Below are 21,815 nucleotides of genomic sequence, written 5' to 3'. Positions count from 1 at the left end.
ATAGGAGGTTACGCACATTGAATACTCAAATGGTCATAGAATTTGCCAAAGAAGGCATTTATACCGTCCTGATGATGACTGGGCCGTTGTTGATCCTCGCTCTATCTGTCGGACTGGTCGTCAGTATCTTTCAGGCAACGACTCAGATTCAGGAGCAGACACTTGCCTTCATTCCTAAGATTGTTGCCGTCATGATCGGCATGATTGTCTTCGGTCCTTGGATGTTGACGAGCATGGTCGACTTCGCAGCAAATGTCTTTAACAATTTAAATATATTGGTAGGATAAAAATGGTTGAAACGATAAACTTTTCCGCACTTCCAGGCTTTTTACTCGTTTTCGTCCGGGTCGTTTCGTTTTTCGTAACGCTCCCTGTTTTTTCTTATCGGAATGTTCCGACTCGACATAAAGTCGCTTTCAGCTTTTTTTTGGCTTTGATTATGTATTTTACGATTCCGATTCCAGATCTTACGGTCGATTCCGAATACATTATGCTGATTTTCAAAGAAGCAGCAGTCGGAATTTCAGTCGGGCTCCTCGCGTATATCATCCTCGGTGCCATTCAAATTGCAGGAGGCTTCATCGATTTCCAGATGGGGTTTGCCATTGCGAACGTAGTGGACCCTCAAACAGGTGCTCAAAGCCCGTTGATTGGTCAGTATTTATATATGATCACCTTACTGTTCATTTTAGCCGTCAATGGACATCATCTGATGATGGACGGGGTTTTCTATAGCTATGAATTGATCCCGATCGATCAGTTCCTTCCGCTTCAAGAGGAAGGATGGATCCTTTTTGTCCTCGACGCGTTCAATCAGATGTTCGTCATTGCGTTTTTAATGGCGATTCCGATTGTCGGTTGTTTGTTTCTCGTTGATGTCGCCTTAGGAATCATTGCCCGAACTGTCCCGCAGTTAAACGTATTTGTCGTCGGACTGCCGTTGAAAATTTTTATTGGACTTTCCGTGCTTGTCATTGGCATGGTCTTCTATGTCATGCTGATCAGAAACTTATTTGAAACCATGCTTACAACGATGCGTGGGTTCATGCAAATCCTTGGAGGCTGAGGCTATGGAGTTATTAAGGTTAGATCTCCAGTATTTTGCTGCAGATGAGAAAACCGAAGAAGCAACACCGAAGAAAAGGGAAGACACGAGGAAGAAGGGACAGGTACCGAAAAGTCAGGATGTCAATACCGGTTTTCTCCTGCTCTTCGTATTCGGAATTCTGTTTCTTCTCGGCCCGGCTATGAAACAGACGATGACAGGAATGTATGAACACGCGTTTCGCGAATACATGCTTTGGGATGTGACAGAGGCTCAGGTACATACAGTCTTTGTGCAAATGACATGGGAAGTGAGCAAAGTGGTGGCCCCGATCATGGGGGTTGCCATCGTAGCTGGTGTCGCATCCAATTTGTTGCAAGTCGGTGTCATGTTCACCGGCGAACCGCTGAAGATGGATTTGAAGAAACTCGACCCTATTCAAGGGGCGAAAAAGATTTTCTCAGCAAGAGCCCTCGTCGAACTTGTGAAATCACTGCTGAAAATTTCGATGGTCGGGGTGATCACCTTCAGCATCATTTGGGTGAATAAAAACGACCTCTTAAATGCATCGCAAAAGTCGGTGGAAGCGGCGCTTTCTTTTTTCGGAAATACAACGATCCTGATGGGGCTTGCCTCAGCCCTTGCGCTGTTGATTCTCTCCGTGATGGATTACACGTATCAACGCTACGATCACGAGAAAAACATTCGAATGTCGAAGAAAGACATCAAAGATGAACATAAAAACATCGAAGGGGATCCTCAGATTAAGGCTAAAATCAAGGAGAAGCAGCGTCAGATGTCCTCGGCCCGCATGATGAGTGAAGTACCGGACGCTGATGTCGTCATCACCAACCCGACCCACTATGCCATTGCGGTCAAATATGATGAAGACAAGTCGGATGCCCCGATAGTGGTTGCTAAGGGTGTCGATTTCGTTGCCCAAAAAATCAAGGAAATTGCCAAGGCGAATGATGTGATGCAGGTGGAGAACCGTCCGCTTGCCCGGGCCCTTTATGCCGACTGTGAAATCGACAAACCGATCGATGAGAAGTTCTTTAAATCGGTAGCTGAGATCCTTGCCTACGTCTACAGGCTGGAGAAGAAAATGTAACGAAAGGAGTGCCCCCTATGTCAGCAAGAGATTTATCTGTATTATTAGGCGTTATTTTAATTATCGTCATGCTCGTCATCCCGTTACCTGGGTGGCTCCTTAGTTTTTTAATATTGGTCAATATCTCACTGGCGCTTATGGTCGTGTTGGTTTCCATGAATATGGACGAAGCGCTGAAATTCGCCGTATTTCCTACCTTACTCTTACTCATGACGTTATTTCGTCTAGGACTGAACGTTTCGACGACGCGGTCGATTTTGTCTGAGGGGCAGGCAGGTCAAGTCATTGAAACATTCGGTACATTCGTAATCGGCGGAAACGCTCTAGTCGGATTCGTGGTCTTCACAATCCTCGTCATCATTCAGTTTCTTGTCATTACAAAAGGGGCTGAACGTGTTTCCGAAGTGGCAGCGCGTTTCACCCTTGATGCGATGCCGGGTAAGCAGATGAGTATCGATGCCGACTTGAATGCCGGAATGATCAACGAACATCAAGCGAAAGAGCGCCGTCAGAAAATCGAGCACGAAGCGGATTTCTACGGAGCGATGGATGGTGCCAGTAAATTCGTAAAAGGAGATGCCATTGCCGGAATTATTATCGTTCTTATCAATATTATATTCGGACTGATCATCGGAATGGTCCAAATGGGGTTGTCCTTTACGGAAGCCATCGATACGTTTATGCGCTTGACCGTCGGCGACGGACTGGTCAGTCAAATCCCGGCCTTGTTGATTTCAACAGCGACAGGGATCGTCGTGACGCGTGTCGCTTCGGAGGGGAACCTCGGAACAGATGTAACAGCACAACTTCTTCGATATCCGAAGCTTTTATACATCGCAGGAGGTACTATCTTCCTGCTTGGTCTGACCCCCATTCCCATATATCTGACGACGCTGATTGCAGGCGTTCTCATATTCGGAGGGTGGTGGCTCTCTAGAAAAGAAGACGAAGAAGAGGAAGAAGAGCCGGAAGAATTGGATGAAGCAGAAGGCGATCAAATGAAATCGCCAGAGAACGTTGTGAATCTGATTTCGATGGATCCGATTGAATTCGAGTTCGGTTATGCTCTCATTCCCATCGCCGATACAAACCAGGGCGGCGATCTGCTGGACCGTATTGTCATGATCCGAAGGCAGCTTGCTATCGAGCTTGGAATCGTGATTCCCGTTGTCCGGATAAGGGATAACATTCAACTCGGTCCGAATGAGTACCGTTTGAAGGTAAAAGGGAACAAAGTTGCGCAGGGGGAACTGCTCCTGGATCATTATCTGGCCATGAGTCCTGGGGATGAAGATGACTTTATCGATGGAATTGATACACAGGAACCTGCGTTCGGGCTTCCAGCGAAATGGATCGCTGAAGACCAGAAGGACGAAGCTGAACTATCGGGCTACACAGTCGTAGACCCACCTTCCGTCGTATCCACTCACATTACAGAAGTCATTAAACAGCACGCCCATGCGCTGCTCGGACGACAGGAAACCCAGCAGCTCATCGATCACTTGAAGGAATCCTATCCGATTCTCGTCGAAGAAGTCACACCCGATCCTTTAACGATCGGCGATGTCCAAAAAGTACTCGCGAAGCTTCTTAGGGAGAATGTCTCGGTCAAAAATATGCCGGTCATTTTCGAGACGCTGGCTGACTTCGGCAAGATGACCAACGATACAGAACTGCTTGCAGAATACGCAAGGCAGGCACTGGCTGCTCAAATTACGTCGCAGTATATGAAAGAAGACGCGAGCATCAAAGTCATTACCGTTTCCGGAAAAGTTGAAAAATTAATTGCTGAGAATATTCAGCAGACCGAACATGGCAGCTACCTTGCACTGGACCCAGAATCACAACAGACCATCATCAGTGCTGTTGCTGAGCAAGTCGAGCAGATGTCGCTGCAGGAAGAAACGGCCATCCTTTTATGCTCGCCAGCTGTCAGAATGTATGTGAAACAACTATTGGACCGATTCTTACCGCAGGTCGTCGTGTTGTCATATAACGAACTAGAACCAAGTGCAGAGGTTCAAAGTGTAGGGGTGGTGAATGTCGCATGAAGGTAAAGAAATTTCAAGCTCCTTCCATGCCGGAAGTCATGAAGAAAGTCAAAAAAGAACTCGGTCCGAACGCCGTGATCTTGAATGAGAAGGTCGTTAAAACCGGTGGATTTATGGGTCTGTTTAAAAAGAATCAAACGGAAGTGATCGCGGCCGTAGATCCTATTGACCGGACGCCGAAGCCGAAAAAAGATACGACACCGAAAGCACCGCCGATGCCGCTCGCTTCCGAAGAACCAAAAGGCAATTCAGAAATCATGAAAGAGCTGCAGTCTCTGAAGTCCCTCGTGAAGAACCAGGAAACAGAACCTATTCCTGAAGGATTCGAAGACGTTTATCATCACCTCCTTGCGCAGGATGTGGAAGAAGCACTTGCCAAAGAGTGGGTGGAGGAAGTGGCAGAGAATACGCTCACAGACGAACCGATCGACAATAGAGTTGTCAAACATATATACGGTCGTATGAAGGACCTGTCGTTTGGGAAGCCCGATGTCTACAAGCCGTTCGTCCACCTCGTCGGTCCGACGGGTGTCGGAAAGACGACGACTGTTGCCAAACTTGCCGCTGATTCAGCGCTGAACAAGAACATGAAGGTCGCTTTGATTACAACAGATACGTATCGTATTGCAGCCATCGAGCAGCTGAAAACGTACGCCGGTATTCTGGACATTCCGATTGAGGTTGCTTATAACATGGAAGACTATGCGGCCGCCAGAGAGAAATTCAAAGAGTATGATGTTGTGTACGTCGACACAGCTGGTCGTAATTTCAGGGACCCTTCCTATGTCAAGGAGCTGGGGGAGCTGCTCGACTTCAATTCCAATACAGAAACCTATTTGGTCCTGTCCTTAACGAGCAAGTACAAGGACATGCAGGACATCTATCATCAGTTTGCGCACCTGCCGATCGAGCAGTTCATCTTCACAAAAATGGATGAGACGTCTACGTATGGAAGCGCCTTGAATATGGTCATGCAAGAAAGAATCGGGGTTGCCTATTTCACAAATGGTCAGGACGTACCGGATGACATTGTAGAAGCGACACCAATGAGGCTGTCCCGTCAAGTTGTGGAGGGTTTCGTTTATGAGTGATCAGGCCGAGCGTCTGCGCAGTCGTTTGAAAGAAAAGCACGGAACAAAGAAAGCGCGGACCGTAGCCGTCTCCAGCGGAAAAGGCGGGGTGGGAAAATCGAATTTCACCATCAACTTCGCCTTGAAGCTCCTGCAGCAAGATAAAAAGGTTCTGATTATCGACATGGATATTGGCATGGGGAATATCGATATACTGCTTGGTGTTTCGCCCAAATACTCCTTTGTGGACCTATTTCACCATGGCCATTCGATCCATGATATTATTGAATCAGGACCAGAGAATTTGTCGTATATTGCAGGAGGCTCAGGTCTTTCCGATGTCTTTCAACTCGATCAGGCGAAATTTAAACATTTTCAGTCTCAATTCGAAAGCATCCTGACTTCCTTTGACTTTATTCTATTTGATATGGGAGCAGGAGCGACGAATGACAGCCTCAACTTCATTTCGGCAGCGGATGAGGCGTTTGTTGTAACGACGCCCGAACCGACGTCTATCACGGATGCCTATGCGATGATCAAACATCTTGTACGGATTGATGAGCAATTACCCATCTCCATTCTCGTCAACCGCTCTCTTAAGGAAAAGTCGGACTCTTCATTCAAGAGGCTAGAAACCGTCGTCGATCGCTTCCTGATGAAACAGGTTACGTCACTCGGCGTCATTCCGGATGACAGGTCCGTACTTAAATCTGTGAACCGCCAACAGCCTTTCGTGCTCGCTCACCCGACGTGTAAAGCGAGTCGCGCCATGACGGATGTCGTTGATCACTATCTTTCCGACTATGAAGTGGAACCTACGTTTGAGGAAGTTCCCTCGTTTTTATCCAAATTAAAACGATTTGTATTCGAGAGGTCATGATATGAAAAAAATAAGAGTGCTTATTGTCGATGATTCGGCATTTATGAGAAAAATCTTATCCGACATGTTGAATAAAGATTACAGAATAGAAGTAGTGGGCACCGCTCGTAACGGGAAAGACGGCTTGAAGAAGATCGGAACGCTGTCGCCGGATGTCGTCACACTGGATGTTGAGATGCCTCAAATGGACGGTTTGGAGGCTTTGGAGAGAATCATGGAAGAGTGTCCGGTTCCGGTTGTGATGGTCTCAAGCCTTACAAAGCAGGGGGCAGAGAGTACGATTAAGGCCATCACACTTGGGGCAATCGACTTTATACAAAAGCCATCCGGGCCGATATCATTAGATATGGAGAAGGTTGAAGATCAGGTTGTGAGGAAAGTACTGATTGCAGGCAAGGCGAAAGTAGGGAATGCTTCTAAAACTCCTGCTTCCTCCGCACCCTATACGAAAGTCGTCAAGAAACCGACACGTTTGAATAAGGCCCCGATCATCGCTATCGGTACATCGACAGGTGGCCCAAGAGCTCTGGATACGGTCATAACGAATCTTCCTACGAACCTTCCTGCACCTGTCCTGATCGTTCAGCATATGCCCAAAGGGTTTACCCATTCTCTAGCCGAACGATTGAACAGGCAGGCTTCCATCACGGTAAAAGAAGCGTCTCATGGCGACATTTTACAAAATGGTCACGCTTATATCGCACCAGGTGGACAGCACATGACGGTCGTTCAGCGAGATGGGCGGTTGGTTGTTGAGCTTGACGAGACCGAACCTCTTTACGGGCATCGCCCTTCCGTCAACCGCATGTTTCAGTCCCTTGCCCATTTGGAGGAAATGCAAGTATTCTCTGTCATCATGACAGGAATGGGCGCCGATGGGACAGAAGGTCTGATGGAGTTGAAAAAGAACAAGCCGGACACGCATTCTATTGCGGAAGCAGAAGAATCGTGTATCGTGTTCGGGATGCCGAAAGCCGTCATCAAATCTGGACTGGCCGATGAAATTGTACCCGTTTCAGAAATCAGCCGTCGCTTACTCAAAGCAATCGGACATTAGAGGGGGAAATAGAATTGGATAACAACCCATATTTAGAAGTCTTTATTGATGAAAGTAAAGAACACTTACAAGCAATCAACGATAACTTATTGAAGCTTGAGCAAAACCCCAATGACCTTCCCATTGTCAACGAAGTTTTCCGCTCAGCGCATACGTTGAAAGGAATGGCAGCAACAATGGGATACCAGGACCTTGCCAACCTGACGCACCAGATGGAAAACGTTCTCGATTTAATCCGAAACGAAAAAATCCAGGTCGACGAGAGTGTACTGGACGTCGTCTTTGATTCTGTCGATGACCTTGAGGCGATGGTCGTGGATATTTCAGAAGGTGGTCAAGGTGAGAGGAACGTCGAAACAGTCGTTGCCAAGCTGTATGCCATTGAACAAGGTGAGGCGGTAGCAGATGCTCTTCAACAGACCGAATCAGCTTCTGAAGACGTACATAATGAAGAGACAAAACTTGAAGTAGACGAATTTACCATGGCGGTTCTTGAACAGTCAGCCGATCAGAACCTCCATAACTTTGAAATCTCCGTTTCGCTGAGGGAAGACTGCATGCTGAAGGCAGCCCGTGTCTACATGGTTTTTGAAGTTTTAGAACAGCTCGGAGAGGTCGTGAAATCAGAACCAGCTGTTGAGCAACTGGAAAATGAAGAGTTCGATACTCGTTTCACGGTTCTTCTCGTTACGGCAGCCGAGCAGGAAGAAGTCGTTTCCAAGATTCATAAAGTATCAGAGATTGATCAGGTGGAAGCCAAGGAATTCTCCGTTCGTGAAGATACGGAAAGCCAACCTGAACCGGTTCAGGAGGAATCTAGTAGCGGGACACAAACGGCAACGGCCGTTGCAACAAAACCAGAGAAGAAACAGGAAGAGAAGCCGAAAGAAGAGCCGAAAGAGACGAAGCAGGTCGCCAATAAGACGATCCGAATCAACATCGATCGGCTTGATGTGCTGATGAACCTATTCGAAGAACTCGTCATCGACCGAGGCCGCCTCGAACAGATCTCGAACGAGTTGAATCATAATGAACTGCAGGAAACGGTGGAACGGATGAGCCGGATCTCAGGAGACCTGCAAAGCATTATTCTAAACATGCGCATGGTGCCGATCGAGCAGGTGTTCAACCGTTTCCCAAGAATGGTGAGGCAGCTGTCACGTGATTTGAATAAGAAAATCGATCTTCAGATTGTCGGAGCGGAGACGGAGCTTGACCGTACCGTTATTGATGAAATCGGTGATCCGCTTGTCCACTTGATCCGAAATGCCCTTGATCACGGAGTGGAAAGTCCGGAAGAGCGTCTTGCAAAAGGGAAGCCCGAGACAGGAACGCTCGAACTGAAGGCTTATCATAGCGGAAATCATGTATTTATTGAAATCAGTGATGACGGTGGAGGAATTAAGCGAGAGAAAGTGATTGAAAAGGCGGTTAACAACGGAGTTGTGACTGAAGAGCAGGCGGCCAACATGAATGATAAACAAGTGTTTGAGCTGATCATGTCCAGTGGCTTTTCAACAGCTGACCAAATTTCTGATGTATCTGGAAGAGGAGTCGGACTTGATGTTGTTAAGAATACGATCGAGTCGCTTGGTGGGAACATCAGCATCGATTCCGCTGTCGATCAGGGAAGTGTCTTTTCCATCCAGCTTCCGCTGACCTTATCCATTATCTCTGTCATGCTCGTGGAAGTCCAAAAAGAGAAATACGCGGTTCCCCTGTCTTCCATTATTGAAACAGCAATCGTGAAAAAAGAAGACATTATGCATGCACATAATAAGAAAGTCATCGACTTCCGAGGTAAAGTTGTTCCGCTGGTCTTCTTGAAGGATATTTTCGAAGTGCCGGAAACGGTAGAGGCGGACGACTATTATTCGCTTGTCATTGTGAGAAAAGGAGATAAGATGGCTGGCCTCGTAGTAGATTCCTTTATTGGTCAACAGGAGGTCGTTCTTAAATCTCTAGGAGACTATCTATCCGGCGTATTCGCCATCTCAGGGGCAACGATACTAGGTGACGGACAGGTTGCGCTTATCCTCGATAGTAATGCCCTGATCAAATAAAAGGAGTGGGAGCAAATGACAGAAGAGAAAACCATGATCAAAGTAATCGTTTTTCAACTGCAGGATGAAGAGTACACGATTCCTGTTGACCGTGTCGGGTCGATTGAACGTATGATGACCTACACGCGTGTTCCGAGAACCGCTTCTTTTGTTAAAGGAGTGATTAACCTAAGAGGGGTCGTGACGCCGATCATCGACCTCAGAGAAAGGTTCGGTCTTGAGTCCGTTGAAGATTCGGAGCAAACCCGGATTATCACTGTTACGATCAACGGGATGAATGTCGGATTGATTGTCGATGCCGCAAACGACGTTCTTGACATCGAAGAAGATTCGATAGAGCCACCACCAGAGGTAGTGGGTACGGTCGAAGCGGAATATATACAAGGTGTCGTGAAATTTGAACAGCGCTTGCTCATTCTCTTGAATATGTCCAAAGTCTTATCAGGAGATGACGTCAAGCAACTACAGGAAATGGACGTTTAAGAAAATGTCATTTAGTCAACGCTTTACCGACATTCATCTAGATGTGCTGAAAGAAGTCGGAAATATCGGCGCTGCCCATGCTGCTACAGCTTTATCCAAGCTGCTCAACAAAAAGGTGGATATGCACGTTCCAGCTGTGCGGCTCGTCGAGTTTGACGAAGTAATGGAGCTTGCAGGCGGTGCGGAAAAAGAAGTCGTCAGTGTTTTTCTCAGAATAGAAGGTGAAGCACCGGGCAGCATGTTTTTCATTCTCTCTCCTGAACAGGGAGAGGAATTTGTAGAACGGATGACCGGCATGAAAACAGATGTATTCAACCCTGATGATGAGATGGCTGTAAGCGCTTTGCAGGAGCTTGGAAACATTTTATCCGGCTCATACTTGACGGCGTTATCTGATTTTACACACCTTGATTTGCATCCATCCGTACCATCACTGACTTTGGACATGGTCGGTGCTATTTTAAGCTTTGGGTTGATTGAGCTGTCTCAAGTGAGCGATCAGGCAATCGTGATTGACACGTCGCTTACAGATACAGAACACAGCGATGCAGAAGCGATTAAAGGACACTTCTTCTTATTCCCTGATCCGAACTCCTACGATCCTCTGTTCAAAGCATTAGGAGTGCAGAGCCATGACTGAAGTTCTTCAAATCGTTAAAGTCGGCATAGCCGATGTAAAGCTTGGGGCAATCCCCGATAAAATCCGCACATCCGGCCTTGGGTCTTGTGTTGGAGCTGTTGTATATGACGAACGGAAGCAGCTGGCCGGAATGGCGCATGTTATGCTTCCTGACTCTACGATGGCCAAGCAGGGGACCATCAACCGTTATAAATATGCGGATACAGCGATGGATGACCTTCTTGAGATGCTTCTAGAAAAAGGCGCATCGAAATACCGATTGAAAGCAAAGCTTGCAGGAGGAGCTCAAATGTTCACGTTCAAGTCCTCAAGCGACATGATGCGGATCGGTCCGAGAAATATAGAAGCGGTCAAAAAGAAGCTCACACAATTCAACATCCCGATTATCTCTGAAGATGTGGGAGGAAAAAGTGGTCGGACCATTGTATTCGATCCGGCGACAGCTCAACTTCACATCCGTAAGGTGAATCATGGAGAGGTGACGATTTAATGGCTGGAACCATTAAGTTCAACCTTCTCATCGCCTTATTCGGATTCTTTTTTACATTTCTGTCAGCCCTCTCCGATAATGTTTGGCAGACCGCTCTGATCAGGGGAGCACTCGGTTTTTTTGGTTTCTTTATCATTGCATTTCTCATACGGATCATTTGGGGACTCATCTCGATAGAAAACGAGGATCGTACACCGAAGGAAGATGAAGGCACAAGTGAACCAGAAACCGGCAGCCGTGAATCAGGATCTGAAAGTGAACAAGGAAGCACAGAAGTGACAGCAGAAGAAACATCTAAAATGATTCGTTCGTTATTAAATGAAGATGAAAACAATCAGAAGACAACTAATGACTAGAAGGAGCGAGGAGGATTTCGATGGCAAGCTGTTTGTCTCCTCAGGAACAACAATTATGGGATTTATGGACCGTCGATCAAGACGACGAAGCTGCGAATCAGCTGGTGTTGAAGTATGATTACCTGGTCAGTTATCACGTTCAACGAATCGCTGCCCATCTACCCAAGAGTGTAAGTAAAGACGATGTAAGAAGCCTGGGGATGCTCGGGTTATATGATGCGCTTAAGAAATTCGATCGTAAGCGTGACCTGAAGTTTGACACCTATGCATCCTTTCGAATTAGAGGGTCGATCATGGATGGTCTCAGAAAAGAAGACTGGCTGCCGCGCTCTGTGCGCGACCGGACGAAAAAAATAGAGCAAGTCGCCGAGAAACTGGAGCAACAGTATCAACGCCCTGCAACGTCTGAAGAAATTGCGAAAGTGTTGGATATGAAATCAGGTGATGTGGAGGAAGCCATCAAAGATTCATTGTTTGCTAACGTCCTTTCAATGGAAGAGAAACCTAGAGACGGCAAGGATGAGCATAAAGAAGGAATCGGCTATTCGATCCCTGACCATCATACGACAACACCGTCCGACTCCGTCATTCAGTCTGAGAATTATGAAGAACTTGAAAGAGAGATTCAGTCGCTTAATGAAAAAGAACAAATGGTCATCACTCTTTTTTATCAAGAAGAGCTGACGTTAACCGAAATTGGTCAAATCATGGAACTTACCACATCACGGATCTCACAAATTCATGCGAAAGCCATCTACAAATTAAAAAATGCGCTGACTGATATTATTCAGTCTTAGTACTCCTGGGAGGAATGAGGCACATGGAATTGGAACAGCATTTCAAAGTGTCCGTATCCCGTGATCAATTGGAAGCTTATATAGATCTCCTTGACCCTGTTGATGAGGTGACCGAAGAACAGATCCAATCGTTTCTCAAAGAGAAAAACGTAACCTTCGGAATCCTGGAGGAAGAGATAGACCGCATGATGAGGAATGACGAATCCCTTGTGTATCCGTTGCTCATAGCGGTTGGAAAGCAGCCAATTCATGGTAAGGACGGTAAAGTCATTTTCGACAAAGAAGTGAATTTCGAAGTAGAAGAGCAGGAAAAGGCCAGTTTTCGTGATATCATTACCATTCCATCCGTTGAAGAAGGCGAACGGATTGCTGCGATTGAACCGCCTACCAATGGAAAAGCGGGGACCAACGTCCATGGAGAGGAAATCCCTCCGAAGCCTGGGAAACCGGCTCAATTAAGAGCGGGGAAGAACACGACCTTTAAGCGTGCAGATGATGCGTTCTATGCGAGCATCAACGGACAGCTCAGTACAGATGAAAGATCGCTCCAAGTTCAGCCTTTATTTGAGGTGAATGGGGACCTGGATCTCCGTACGGGCAACCTCGATTTTGTCGGCTCGATTATCATTAATGGGAATGTCCCGACAGGATTTCGTGTTTTCGCTCAGGGGGATATCACCATCTATGGAATGGTGGAGGGGGCGACGATTGTTGCAGGAGGGTCCGTCCATATATCTGAGGGGATCTCCGGTTTGGGAAAAGCCGTGATTCAGTCAGGTCAGGATGTCCGTGTCGGGTATATCAACCAGGCCACGGTGGAAGCCGGACAAGATTTATTCGTCGAGAACTCGATCCTTCACAGTGACGTCGTCGCCCACCACAGTGTCTATTGCCAACGAGGTCATATCATTGGAGGAACAACCTCAGCAGGATTACATATAGAAGCAAGAGATATTGGGAATCGTATGTACACTCCGACAGGGCTGTCCCTCGGTGTGAACAAAAAAGTCGAAGAGAAACAATCAAAATTCAGCCTTCTGCTTAAGAGGAAAGAAGAGGACAAGCGAAAGTTGATTCTTATAGGTGAGAAACTGGACCAGAAAGAACGCTCTGATGGGGAACTTTCTCCGAAAGAACGGGTTACGAGACTGCGACAGAAAAATTCGCTTCAATCTGTTGATGCTGAAATTGAGGAACTCTCAACCTTGCTCGAAGAAATGAATGCTTCGATCGGTGACTTGGCAGAAGCCAAAGTGATGGTGAATGGGAAGTTGTATGGTCATGTTCACATCGGTTTCGGAAAATACCAGCATCAAGTGCAGGGGGAACATAAAGAGATTTATGCTTTTCTTTCGAACGGAGAGATCTTTCTGAGGTCGATCCATTCCTAGAACATGATTTAGCCATCGTTCATTGATAGAATGATAGATGAATGAATTCATCGTAAAGGAAGTGGAAGGATGAGTTGGAGAGCGGTTGAAATGCAAGTCGCCCTGCCGAGAGTACAGGATGCAGGGAAACTTCAGGAACAAATTGCCGCAAGGAACCCTACCTTACAACACTTCGTCAGTCAGAAACAGGAACAGATCGATCGCAGGAAGCGGACGTCCGTCATTGAGCAGGAAAACGTAGAGGACGCTCTTATCAATGAAAACGAAACGACTGATACAGACAGAGCCTCTCCCGGTAAACGAACGCTTCAACAAGACATAAAGTTGGACCACCCGTATTTGGGAAAACGGATAGATTATAGTGGGTGACATGTAATGACGATTTATTTACTTGTGATCAGTTTCATTATCGATGGGGTTTTATTATTTGGACTGTTCACACTTAGAACGCAAATCAAAAAGACGGAAGAGCTAGAGTTAAGACAACAGGAAATTGCAAGTGACATAGAAGGCATGTTCTCATCCTATTTAATGGAGATTAAAGAAGAGAATCAGAGAATGTCCGAGTTAATCGACCGGCAGCCGTCTTATGGAGAAAAAGTTGAACGGATGGAAGAGGTTCAAAAAAAGGAACCGTCCAAACGGTTCCCTGCTCCAGAGTATTCACCTTTAGAGACAGATTACCAGCCACCTGAGCCGGTGACGGATCCGCCGGAGGAATCGTTCCAACCATCTGTACCCTCACAGATTATGGATTTAAAGGAAAGAGGGTACACCATCGATGAAATTGCAAAAAAACTGGACCGTGGGAAGACAGAAATCGAGTTGCTTCTCAAGTTCAACCAAAAAAAATAGCAAAAAACCTTGATACAACCCCTTCCTTATGATATATTTACTGTCGGTGTCAATACACACGTCTTTGGATTGCTTTGCCGGTTGCTCTTACTCAAGAGTTGGTAAAGGAAGATGATAAAGACGGAGGATACTAAAAAAACCATTCAGGAGGAAACAAATTATGTCTGTAATTTCTATGAAACAGCTACTAGAAGCTGGTGTTCATTTCGGACACCAAACTCGTCGTTGGAACCCGAAGATGAAGAAATACATCTTCACGGAGCGTAACGGCATCTACATCATCGACCTGCAAAAAACAGTTAAGAAAGTGGACGAAGCGTTCAACTACGTACGTGACGTAGCAGCGAACGGCGGTAACGTTCTATTTGTAGGTACGAAGAAACAAGCACAAGATACTGTACGTGACGAAGCAACTCGTTGCGGCATGTTCTACATCAACCAGCGTTGGTTGGGCGGAACTCTTACAAACTTTGACACAATCCGCAAGCGTATCAACCGTCTTAAAGACATTGAGCGCATGGAAGAAGACGGTACTACTGACGTACTTCCTAAAAAAGAAGTCGTTGACATGATGAAAGAAAAAGATCGTCTTGTTAAATTCCTAGGCGGTATTAAAGAAATGAAGAGCCTTCCAGATGCAATGTTCGTAATCGACCCTCGTAAAGAGCGTATTGCGATCGCTGAAGCTCACAAATTGAACATCCCAGTTGTCGGTATCGTTGACACGAACTGTGACCCGGATGAAATCGACTACGTAATCCCTGCAAACGATGACGCAATCCGCGCCGTTAAATTGCTTACTTCTAAGATGGCAGACGCTGTTCTTGAAGCGAAGCAAGGGGAAGAGAACGAAACAACTGAACAAGCTGAAGAAGCAGAAGCTGAAACAGCTGCCGAGTAATGACGTTCCAAAGGTGATAAGGGGGAAGACCTTTTATCACCTTTTTTAAAGAAAATATGCTCACTTAATTAAGGAGGCTTTTATAATGGCTGTAAACGCTAAGATGGTTAAAGAACTTCGTGAAAAAACAGGTGCTGGAATGATGGATTGTAAGAAGGCACTAACTGAAACAGATGGTGATATGGAAAAAGCAATGGAGTGGCTTCGTGAGAAGGGGATCTCCAAAGCACAGAAAAAAGCAGACCGTATCGCAGCTGAAGGTGCTGCAGCAATCGAAATCTCCGGTAACACGGCTGTTCTTTTCGAAGTGAACTGTGAAACAGACTTCGTAACAAAGAACGACAACTTCAAAGGACTTCTTCAAAACCTAGGTCAACACCTAGTTACTGAAAAGCCTGCGACAGTTGAAGAGGCTCTTGAGCAACAGTTGAACGGTGATGGCCAGAAGCTTGGTGACTACATCACGGACATGATCGCGAAAATCGGTGAGAAACTTTCTCTTCGCCGCTTCGTCATCAAAGAAAAAACAGATAACGATGCATTCGGTGCTTACCTTCACATGGGCGGTAACATCGGCGTTCTTACTGTTCTTGAAGGTTCTACTGACGAGCAGGCAGCAAAAGACGTTGCGATGCACGTAGCTGCAGTTAACCCTCGTTACGTTTCCCGTGAACAGATTCCTGAAGAGGAAGTAAACAATGAGCGTGAAATGCTTAAGACTCAAGCCTTGAACGAAGGCAAGCCTGAAAACATCGTTGAGAAGATGGTAGAAGGTCGTCTTGGCAAGTTCTTCGCAGAAATCTGCCTTCTTGAACAGGACTTCGTTAAAGATCCAGACCAGAAAGTTAAGAAGTTCGTTGAATCTAAAGGCGGACAAGTTAACGGCTTCGATCGTTTCGAAGTAGGAGAAGGTATGGAGAAACGTGAAGAAAACTTTGCTGATGAAGTCATGAGCCAAGTTAAAAAATAATGACGTGACAACATAGGGGACACATCTGTGTTCCCTATTTTTCAAAAACAGCTACATACAAAGTAGCCGTTCACAGAATGAGAATCACACGGGAGGTAACTATGACTACTGCTCGCTATCGTCGTATTGTATTAAAATTGAGCGGAGAGGCCTTGAGTGGAAAGGCTGGCTTCGGTTTAGAGCCAAGCATTATACAATCGGTTTCCCGCCAAGTGAAAGAAGTAGCCGAACTCGGTGTTGAAATTGCCGTAGTTGTCGGAGGCGGAAACATCTGGCGCGGTAAGGTCGGAAGCGAAATGGGGATGGACCGGGCAAATGCCGATTACATGGGCATGCTTGCAACGGTCATGAACTCTTTGGCTTTACAAGACAGCTTAGAAAATCAGGGAATTCCAACCCGTGTTCAAACGTCAATCGAAATGAGACAGGTTGCTGAGCCTTACATTCGAAGAAAAGCAATCCGTCATCTTGAGAAGAAACGTGTCGTCATCTTTGCTGCAGGTACGGGGAACCCGTATTTCTCAACAGATACGACAGCAGCGCTTCGTGCGGCTGAGGTTGAAGCGGATGTTATCCTTATGGCGAAGAACAATGTGGATGGCGTTTATACGGATGATCCTAAGATCAACGAAGATGCGAAGAAATATGACGAACTTTCCTATATGGATGTCCTGAACGAAGGACTAGGCGTCATGGATTCGACTGCTTCTTCGTTATGTATGGACAACGACATCGATTTATTGGTATTCTCAATAACAGAAGAAGGTAATATCAAAAAAGCCGTAATGGGCGAAAATATTGGAACCATTGTTAGGGGGAAATAATCATGTCTGAAGCCGTGATTAATGAAACAAAACAACAGATGGAGCAAGCTGTACAAGCTTTCTCTCGTCAACTCGCAACCGTTCGTGCAGGTCGTGCGAACCCATCAATTCTTGATAACGTGTATGTCGATTACTACGGTGCAGCGACGCCACTTAATCAACTTGCACAAGTATCTGCTCCAGAGCCTCGTATGCTTGTCATCACACCATATGATAAGAGTGCGATTGCTGAAGTAGAAAAAGCGATTCAGAAAGCAGACCTTGGTCTGTCACCATCAAGTGACGGAAACATTGTCCGTATCAACATTCCAGCCCTTACAGAGGAACGCCGTAAGCAGCTTGCAAAAGTTGTCGGCAAGTACTCTGAAGAAGCGAAAGTACAGATTCGTAACATTCGTCGTGATTCAAACGACCGTCTGAAAAAGCTTGAAAAAGATGGCGAAATGACAGAAGACGATCTTCGTGCTTTCCAGGACGACGTTCAGAAGGTAACAGACGAGCACGTTCTGAAAATTGATGAGCTGGCTAAGACAAAAGAAGAAGAAATCATGGAAGTGTAATGTTTTCCACCTGCATGCCATAATGTGTATAAAGCCGCGCTGTTAATGTTTGGCAGCGCGGCTTTTCTTTTTATAAAAGAGATTTCCGCCAAATGGTGGCAGAACTTTTCAATCGTTTTGGCATGGTGTAGGATAATAGTATAGAATAGATGGAAGATATGGACTGGAGGATCAAACATGCCAATCAAGTTTCCATTTGTAAAAAAAAGAAAGAACGAAGTGTCCTCACATCACCCCGTTGGCTTGAATCATAAGCAGATTCCAAAGCACGTGGCGATTATTATGGACGGAAACGGTCGTTGGGCGAAGAATCGTGGCATGCCAAGAATCGCCGGTCACAAAGAAGGCATGGAAGTTGTGAAGAAGATCGTCCGTTTCGCTTCAGACCTCGGAGTAGAAGTGCTCACGCTATACGCATTTTCCACAGAGAATTGGAAGCGTCCGAGAAATGAAGTAGAGTTTCTGATGAAGCTGCCGGTAGACTTTTTAAATACATATTTGCCTGAACTCATTGAGAAGAACGTAAGGGTTCAGACCATCGGTGACTTCGACGTACTGCCGCCTCATACGAAGAAAGCAGTCCAGGAGGCGATCGAACGGACAAAGGACAACGACGGTCTCATCTTGAATTTCGCGCTGAACTACGGGAGCCGGTTTGAGATGGTCAATGCAGTCAAGCAAATAGCGGCCAAAGTAGAGCGGGGAGAGCTTGATACAGAGGAGATTGATGAAGCGTTGTTTTCATCTGAACTTTATACGTGTGACCTGGTAGAGCCTGACCTACTCATTCGTACAAGTGGAGAGCAACGATTAAGCAACTTTCTTTTGTGGCAGCTTGCCTACGCAGAATTTTGGTTCACGGAAGTGTATTGGCCGGACTTCACCGAGAACCATTTTGAAAAAGCGCTCTATGATTACCAAAATCGTAAACGTCGGTATGGCGGAGTATAAGGTGTGAAAGGTTTATGAAGCAACGAACGATTACAGCCGTTGTTGCGGCTTTGATATTTATTCCCATCGTATTTTTCGGAGGGATTTTATTTAACATATTCGTCTATTTGATCGCCAGCATCGCTCTTCTGGAGCTTGTTCGGATGAAGCGTATTTCACGCTATTCCGTTGCGGCAGGTCTAGGGCTGATGCTCATGTGGGCATTGATGTTCCCATATGGTGAGATGGAGAAGTACGTGGATATAACGGAGTTCATCACGAAATCTGAGATCACGCTGCTCGCGGTATTGGTGCTGCTAAGTTACACAGTACTGGTGAAGAACCGGTTCACGTTCGACGATGCAGGGTTTCTATTGATATCTGTCATCTATATCGGCATGGGATTCAATTATTTGATTGAAACAAGAAATGGTGGGCTAGAGTATTTATTCTTCGCCTTGTTTATCGTATGGGCAACTGATACAGGTGCTTATCTGTTCGGACGGGCACTTGGGAAGCACAAGCTTTGGCCGCAGATCAGCCCGAAGAAGACCATCGAGGGTTCTGTCGGAGGGATTGTACTTGCTTGTGTGGTTGCCGTCATTTTTCAACTTGTCGCCCCGCTCGATCACTCGATGATTATCGTGATTCTTGTTACGATTTTAATCTCAATTGCCGGACAAATAGGAGATTTGGTGGAATCAGCATTCAAACGGCATTACGCTGTTAAAGATTCAGGAAAGATTCTGCCTGGACACGGCGGTGTACTCGATCGCTTTGACAGTCTGATCTTTATTTTGCCTATTCTCCACCTGATCAATTTCATTTCTTAATGGAGAGGGGTTTTGATTAATGAAAAAGATTGCACTGCTTGGAGCGACCGGTTCCATTGGACTACAGACACTTGATGTCATTCGCCTTCATCCGGAGGAGTTCGAGCTGCATTCCATGGCTTTTGGCCGTAATGTGGAAAAAGCGCTTCCGCTCATTCGAGAGTTTAAGCCGAAGAAGATTGTCGTCCAGGACGAACAGACGAAGGTGACACTCGAGAAGGAGATTGACCAGCCTATTTTGACAGGCACGGGTGGTTTAATTGAAGTCAGTGTTGACGATGCTGTAGATGTAGTGGTTAATGCGGTGATGGGGAGTGTCGGGCTTCCGGCAACTTTGAAAGCAATCCAAGCCAAGAAGACGATTGCCATTGCGAATAAGGAAACACTTGTTACGGCGGGGCATCTCGTCATGTCAGAAGCGAAAAAGCATGGAGTTGAGCTTTTGCCTGTTGATAGTGAGCACTCTGCGATTTATCAGTCTCTGAATGGAGAAAGCAAAAAAGACATCCATAAGCTGATCATAACGGCTTCTGGAGGAAGCTTCCGTGACAAGAAAAGAGAAGATCTTGTCGGGGTAACCGTCGAAGATGCGCTGAATCACCCGAACTGGAGCATGGGGGCTAAGATTACGATCGACTCTGCGTCCATGATGAATAAAGGGCTCGAAGTGATCGAAGCGCATTGGCTTTTTGATGTACCATACGACCAGATTCATGTTATTCTTCATAGAGAGAGTGTCATTCATTCGATGGTGGAATTCGTCGACCGAAGTGTTATGGCGCAACTGGGCACACCGGATATGAAAGTACCGATTCAATACGCTCTTACGTACCCGGAGCGTCTCGATCTTCCTATGACGAAGCAGCTTGAGCTTGAAGAGATCGCGACACTACATTTTGAGAAAATGGATATGGTCCGCTTTCCTTGTCTTCGTATGGCTTATGAAGCAGGACGGGCAGGCGGCTCTATGACGACCGTGTTGAACGCAGCGAATGAAGAAGCCGTTCAACTGTTTCTGGAAGGGAAAATTCCGTTTCTGGATATCGAAAGAAAAATCGAAAAAGCCCTTGAAGGACACGACCGGATTCATAACCCGGACTTATCAACCATACTTTCTATTGATGAGGAAACAAGAAAGCAGGTCCGTTTCCATTTAAACTAAAAGGAAGGTGCTTCATTTGACTACAGTGATTGCTTTTATACTCATGTTCGGCCTTTTGGTGTTTGTCCATGAGTGGGGGCATCTTATTTTTGCCAAGCGTGCCGGCATGCTCGCCCGGGAATTCGCGATTGGCTTTGGGCCGAAAATCTTTGCTTTTACAAGAAATGAAACATTGTACACGATACGTCTTCTCCCAATCGGTGGATATGTCCGCGTCGCTGGTGAAGATCCTGAGATCATCGAGTTGAAAGCGGGTCATCACATTGGACTCGAGTTCAACAACGATGGAAAAGTGAACAAAATCATCGTAAACAACAAATCGAAACACCCACACGCACGTGTCATTGAAGTAGAACGTGCAGACCTCGACCACCGATTAGTCATCGAAGGGTATGAAGTGGACGAGGAAGAGCGCCTCTTCTTCGAGGTCGATCCGAAAGCGATGTTTGTGATGGACGAGAAGGAAACGCAAATTGCGCCTTACGATCGCCAGTTCGCATCGAAAACCGTTCCGCAGCGTGCTATGCAACTGTTTGCTGGTCCGATGATGAACTTTGTACTTGCGATCATTCTCTTCATGATCCTCGGTTTTGTCCAAGGCGTTCCATCCAACGAAGCAAAGCTTGGGGAAATTCAGGACAACTCTCCTGCTGATCAGGCCGGCTTAATGGCTGGTGATGAGATTGTTTCGGTCGACGGTGAATCGGTCAGCACTTGGGAAGAGTTCACGACGATTGTACGTGATCATCCGGAAGAAGCGTTGATGCTGACGGTAAGTCGCAATGGGAGTACACAGGAAATGGAAGTCACGCCCGCCGAAGTGGCGACCGATCGTGATCAGACGATCGGACAAGTCGGAGTCAAACGGGCTTTTGAGGATTCATTCGCTCGGAAGTTGACCTTTGGCTTCACACAGACATATGAGTGGTCCGCGTTGATTTTGACGAACCTCGGTAAGCTTGTTACCGGTCAGTTCTCGCTTGATATGCTTTCAGGTCCCGTAGGCATCTATGATGCAACGGACCAAGTGGTTCAGACCGGACTTACGAACTTTGTGATGTGGATGGCGATCCTGAGTATCAACTTAGGAATCGTAAACCTTCTGCCTCTACCAGCCCTTGACGGAGGACGACTTATTTTCGTCGGACTCGAAGGGGTACGCGGCAAGCCGATCGATCCACAGAAAGAAGGAATTGTACACTTTATCGGATTTGCGCTACTTATGCTATTAATGCTCGTCGTTACGTGGAACGATATCCAGCGTTTATTCCTATAATCAAATGAGCTGGAAGCCGATAAGACAACAGCTCTGTCGAGGCTTCCAGTTTTTTGTGCCTTTAATCAGC

At 46.3% G+C, this 21,815-nt stretch carries 24 protein-coding genes; all 24 read left to right on the top strand.

Translation table 11 applies throughout. From position 1 onward, the window contains the following. Window positions 1-17 precede the first annotated feature (17 nt). Window positions 18-287 carry a flagellar biosynthesis protein FliQ gene (fliQ, locus tag LCM20_RS00825; RefSeq protein WP_225193526.1) on the top strand — a complete coding sequence of 90 codons (270 nt, stop codon included), beginning with the start codon at window positions 18-20 and terminating at the stop codon, window positions 285-287. 2 nt (window positions 288-289) lie between these two features. Beyond that, a complete protein-coding gene (gene fliR, locus LCM20_RS00820) occupies window positions 290-1,066 on the top strand; it encodes a flagellar biosynthetic protein FliR (RefSeq protein ID WP_225193525.1) in 777 nt (258 codons plus the stop codon). Between the two features lie 4 nt (window positions 1,067-1,070). Continuing rightward, window positions 1,071-2,156, top strand: a complete 1,086-nt coding sequence (gene flhB, locus LCM20_RS00815) for a flagellar biosynthesis protein FlhB (protein WP_225193524.1) — start codon at window positions 1,071-1,073, stop codon at window positions 2,154-2,156. Between the two features lie 17 nt (window positions 2,157-2,173). Next, a complete protein-coding gene (gene flhA, locus LCM20_RS00810; RefSeq protein ID WP_263621887.1) occupies window positions 2,174-4,207 on the top strand; it encodes a flagellar biosynthesis protein FlhA in 2,034 nt (677 codons plus the stop codon). Next, the gene (gene flhF, locus LCM20_RS00805) at window positions 4,204-5,298 is read left to right on the top strand and encodes a flagellar biosynthesis protein FlhF (RefSeq protein ID WP_225193522.1); all 1,095 of its coding nucleotides are present in this window, start codon (window positions 4,204-4,206) and stop codon (window positions 5,296-5,298) included. Before flhA ends, flhF begins: the two co-directional genes overlap by 4 nt. Beyond that, complete coding sequence (locus tag LCM20_RS00800) at window positions 5,291-6,157, top strand: MinD/ParA family protein (RefSeq protein WP_225193521.1); 867 nt, start codon at window positions 5,291-5,293, stop codon at window positions 6,155-6,157. The genes flhF and LCM20_RS00800 overlap by 8 nt, the downstream gene beginning before the upstream one ends. Window position 6,158: 1 nt before the next feature. Then, window positions 6,159-7,214: a protein-glutamate methylesterase/protein-glutamine glutaminase gene (locus LCM20_RS00795; RefSeq protein ID WP_225193520.1), complete on the top strand. Its 1,056-nt coding sequence runs from the start codon at window positions 6,159-6,161 to the stop codon at window positions 7,212-7,214. A gap of 14 nt (window positions 7,215-7,228) precedes the next feature. Continuing rightward, window positions 7,229-9,277, top strand: a complete 2,049-nt coding sequence (locus tag LCM20_RS00790; RefSeq protein WP_225193519.1) for a chemotaxis protein CheA — start codon at window positions 7,229-7,231, stop codon at window positions 9,275-9,277. A 15-nt stretch (window positions 9,278-9,292) separates the two neighbouring features. Next, window positions 9,293-9,760, top strand: a complete 468-nt coding sequence (locus tag LCM20_RS00785) for a chemotaxis protein CheW (RefSeq protein ID WP_225193518.1) — start codon at window positions 9,293-9,295, stop codon at window positions 9,758-9,760. A gap of 4 nt (window positions 9,761-9,764) precedes the next feature. After that, window positions 9,765-10,400 (top strand): chemotaxis protein CheC, encoded by a 636-nt coding sequence (locus LCM20_RS00780; RefSeq protein WP_225193517.1) that lies wholly within the window; start codon window positions 9,765-9,767, stop codon window positions 10,398-10,400. Beyond that, window positions 10,393-10,890, top strand: coding sequence for a chemotaxis protein CheD (locus LCM20_RS00775; protein WP_225193516.1), 498 nt, complete (start codon window positions 10,393-10,395; stop codon window positions 10,888-10,890). Before LCM20_RS00780 ends, LCM20_RS00775 begins: the two co-directional genes overlap by 8 nt. Further along, window positions 10,890-11,246 (top strand): hypothetical protein, encoded by a 357-nt coding sequence (locus LCM20_RS00770; protein WP_225193515.1) that lies wholly within the window; start codon window positions 10,890-10,892, stop codon window positions 11,244-11,246. The genes LCM20_RS00775 and LCM20_RS00770 overlap by 1 nt, the downstream gene beginning before the upstream one ends. Window positions 11,247-11,266: 20 nt before the next feature. Next, a complete protein-coding gene (locus LCM20_RS00765) occupies window positions 11,267-12,043 on the top strand; it encodes a FliA/WhiG family RNA polymerase sigma factor (RefSeq protein WP_225193514.1) in 777 nt (258 codons plus the stop codon). Between the two features lie 23 nt (window positions 12,044-12,066). Continuing rightward, window positions 12,067-13,434 (top strand): DUF342 domain-containing protein, encoded by a 1,368-nt coding sequence (locus tag LCM20_RS00760; RefSeq protein ID WP_225193513.1) that lies wholly within the window; start codon window positions 12,067-12,069, stop codon window positions 13,432-13,434. Window positions 13,435-13,503: 69 nt separating this feature from the next. Next, window positions 13,504-13,803, top strand: coding sequence for a hypothetical protein (locus LCM20_RS00755; protein WP_225193512.1), 300 nt, complete (start codon window positions 13,504-13,506; stop codon window positions 13,801-13,803). Window positions 13,804-13,809: 6 nt separating this feature from the next. Further along, the gene (locus tag LCM20_RS00750) at window positions 13,810-14,289 is read left to right on the top strand and encodes a coupling factor for flagellin transcription and translation (RefSeq protein ID WP_225193511.1); all 480 of its coding nucleotides are present in this window, start codon (window positions 13,810-13,812) and stop codon (window positions 14,287-14,289) included. A 160-nt stretch (window positions 14,290-14,449) separates the two neighbouring features. Then, window positions 14,450-15,190 carry a 30S ribosomal protein S2 gene (gene rpsB, locus LCM20_RS00745; protein WP_225193510.1) on the top strand — a complete coding sequence of 247 codons (741 nt, stop codon included), beginning with the start codon at window positions 14,450-14,452 and terminating at the stop codon, window positions 15,188-15,190. An 85-nt stretch (window positions 15,191-15,275) separates the two neighbouring features. Continuing rightward, complete coding sequence (gene tsf / locus LCM20_RS00740; protein ID WP_225193509.1) at window positions 15,276-16,160, top strand: translation elongation factor Ts; 885 nt, start codon at window positions 15,276-15,278, stop codon at window positions 16,158-16,160. 101 nt (window positions 16,161-16,261) lie between these two features. Beyond that, complete coding sequence (gene pyrH / locus LCM20_RS00735; protein ID WP_225193508.1) at window positions 16,262-16,984, top strand: UMP kinase; 723 nt, start codon at window positions 16,262-16,264, stop codon at window positions 16,982-16,984. A 2-nt stretch (window positions 16,985-16,986) separates the two neighbouring features. Then, window positions 16,987-17,544, top strand: coding sequence for a ribosome recycling factor (frr, locus tag LCM20_RS00730; protein ID WP_225193507.1), 558 nt, complete (start codon window positions 16,987-16,989; stop codon window positions 17,542-17,544). 177 nt (window positions 17,545-17,721) lie between these two features. Next, the gene (locus tag LCM20_RS00725) at window positions 17,722-18,495 is read left to right on the top strand and encodes an isoprenyl transferase (RefSeq protein ID WP_225193506.1); all 774 of its coding nucleotides are present in this window, start codon (window positions 17,722-17,724) and stop codon (window positions 18,493-18,495) included. A gap of 14 nt (window positions 18,496-18,509) precedes the next feature. Next, window positions 18,510-19,307 carry a phosphatidate cytidylyltransferase gene (locus LCM20_RS00720; protein ID WP_225193505.1) on the top strand — a complete coding sequence of 266 codons (798 nt, stop codon included), beginning with the start codon at window positions 18,510-18,512 and terminating at the stop codon, window positions 19,305-19,307. Between the two features lie 19 nt (window positions 19,308-19,326). Continuing rightward, on the top strand, window positions 19,327-20,469 hold the full coding sequence (gene dxr, locus LCM20_RS00715; RefSeq protein WP_225193504.1) for a 1-deoxy-D-xylulose-5-phosphate reductoisomerase: 1,143 nt from the start codon (window positions 19,327-19,329) through the stop codon (window positions 20,467-20,469). Between the two features lie 16 nt (window positions 20,470-20,485). Beyond that, complete coding sequence (rseP, locus tag LCM20_RS00710) at window positions 20,486-21,745, top strand: RIP metalloprotease RseP (protein ID WP_225193503.1); 1,260 nt, start codon at window positions 20,486-20,488, stop codon at window positions 21,743-21,745. Window positions 21,746-21,815 lie beyond the last annotated feature (70 nt).

Origin of the sequence: Halobacillus litoralis (assembly GCF_020171725.1) — a bacterium.
In the GTDB taxonomy this organism is placed as follows: domain Bacteria; phylum Bacillota; class Bacilli; order Bacillales; family Halobacillaceae; genus Halobacillus; species Halobacillus litoralis_F.
Note: the sequence above shows the minus strand (reverse complement) of the source record. Positions and strands in the feature narration are given on the sequence as shown.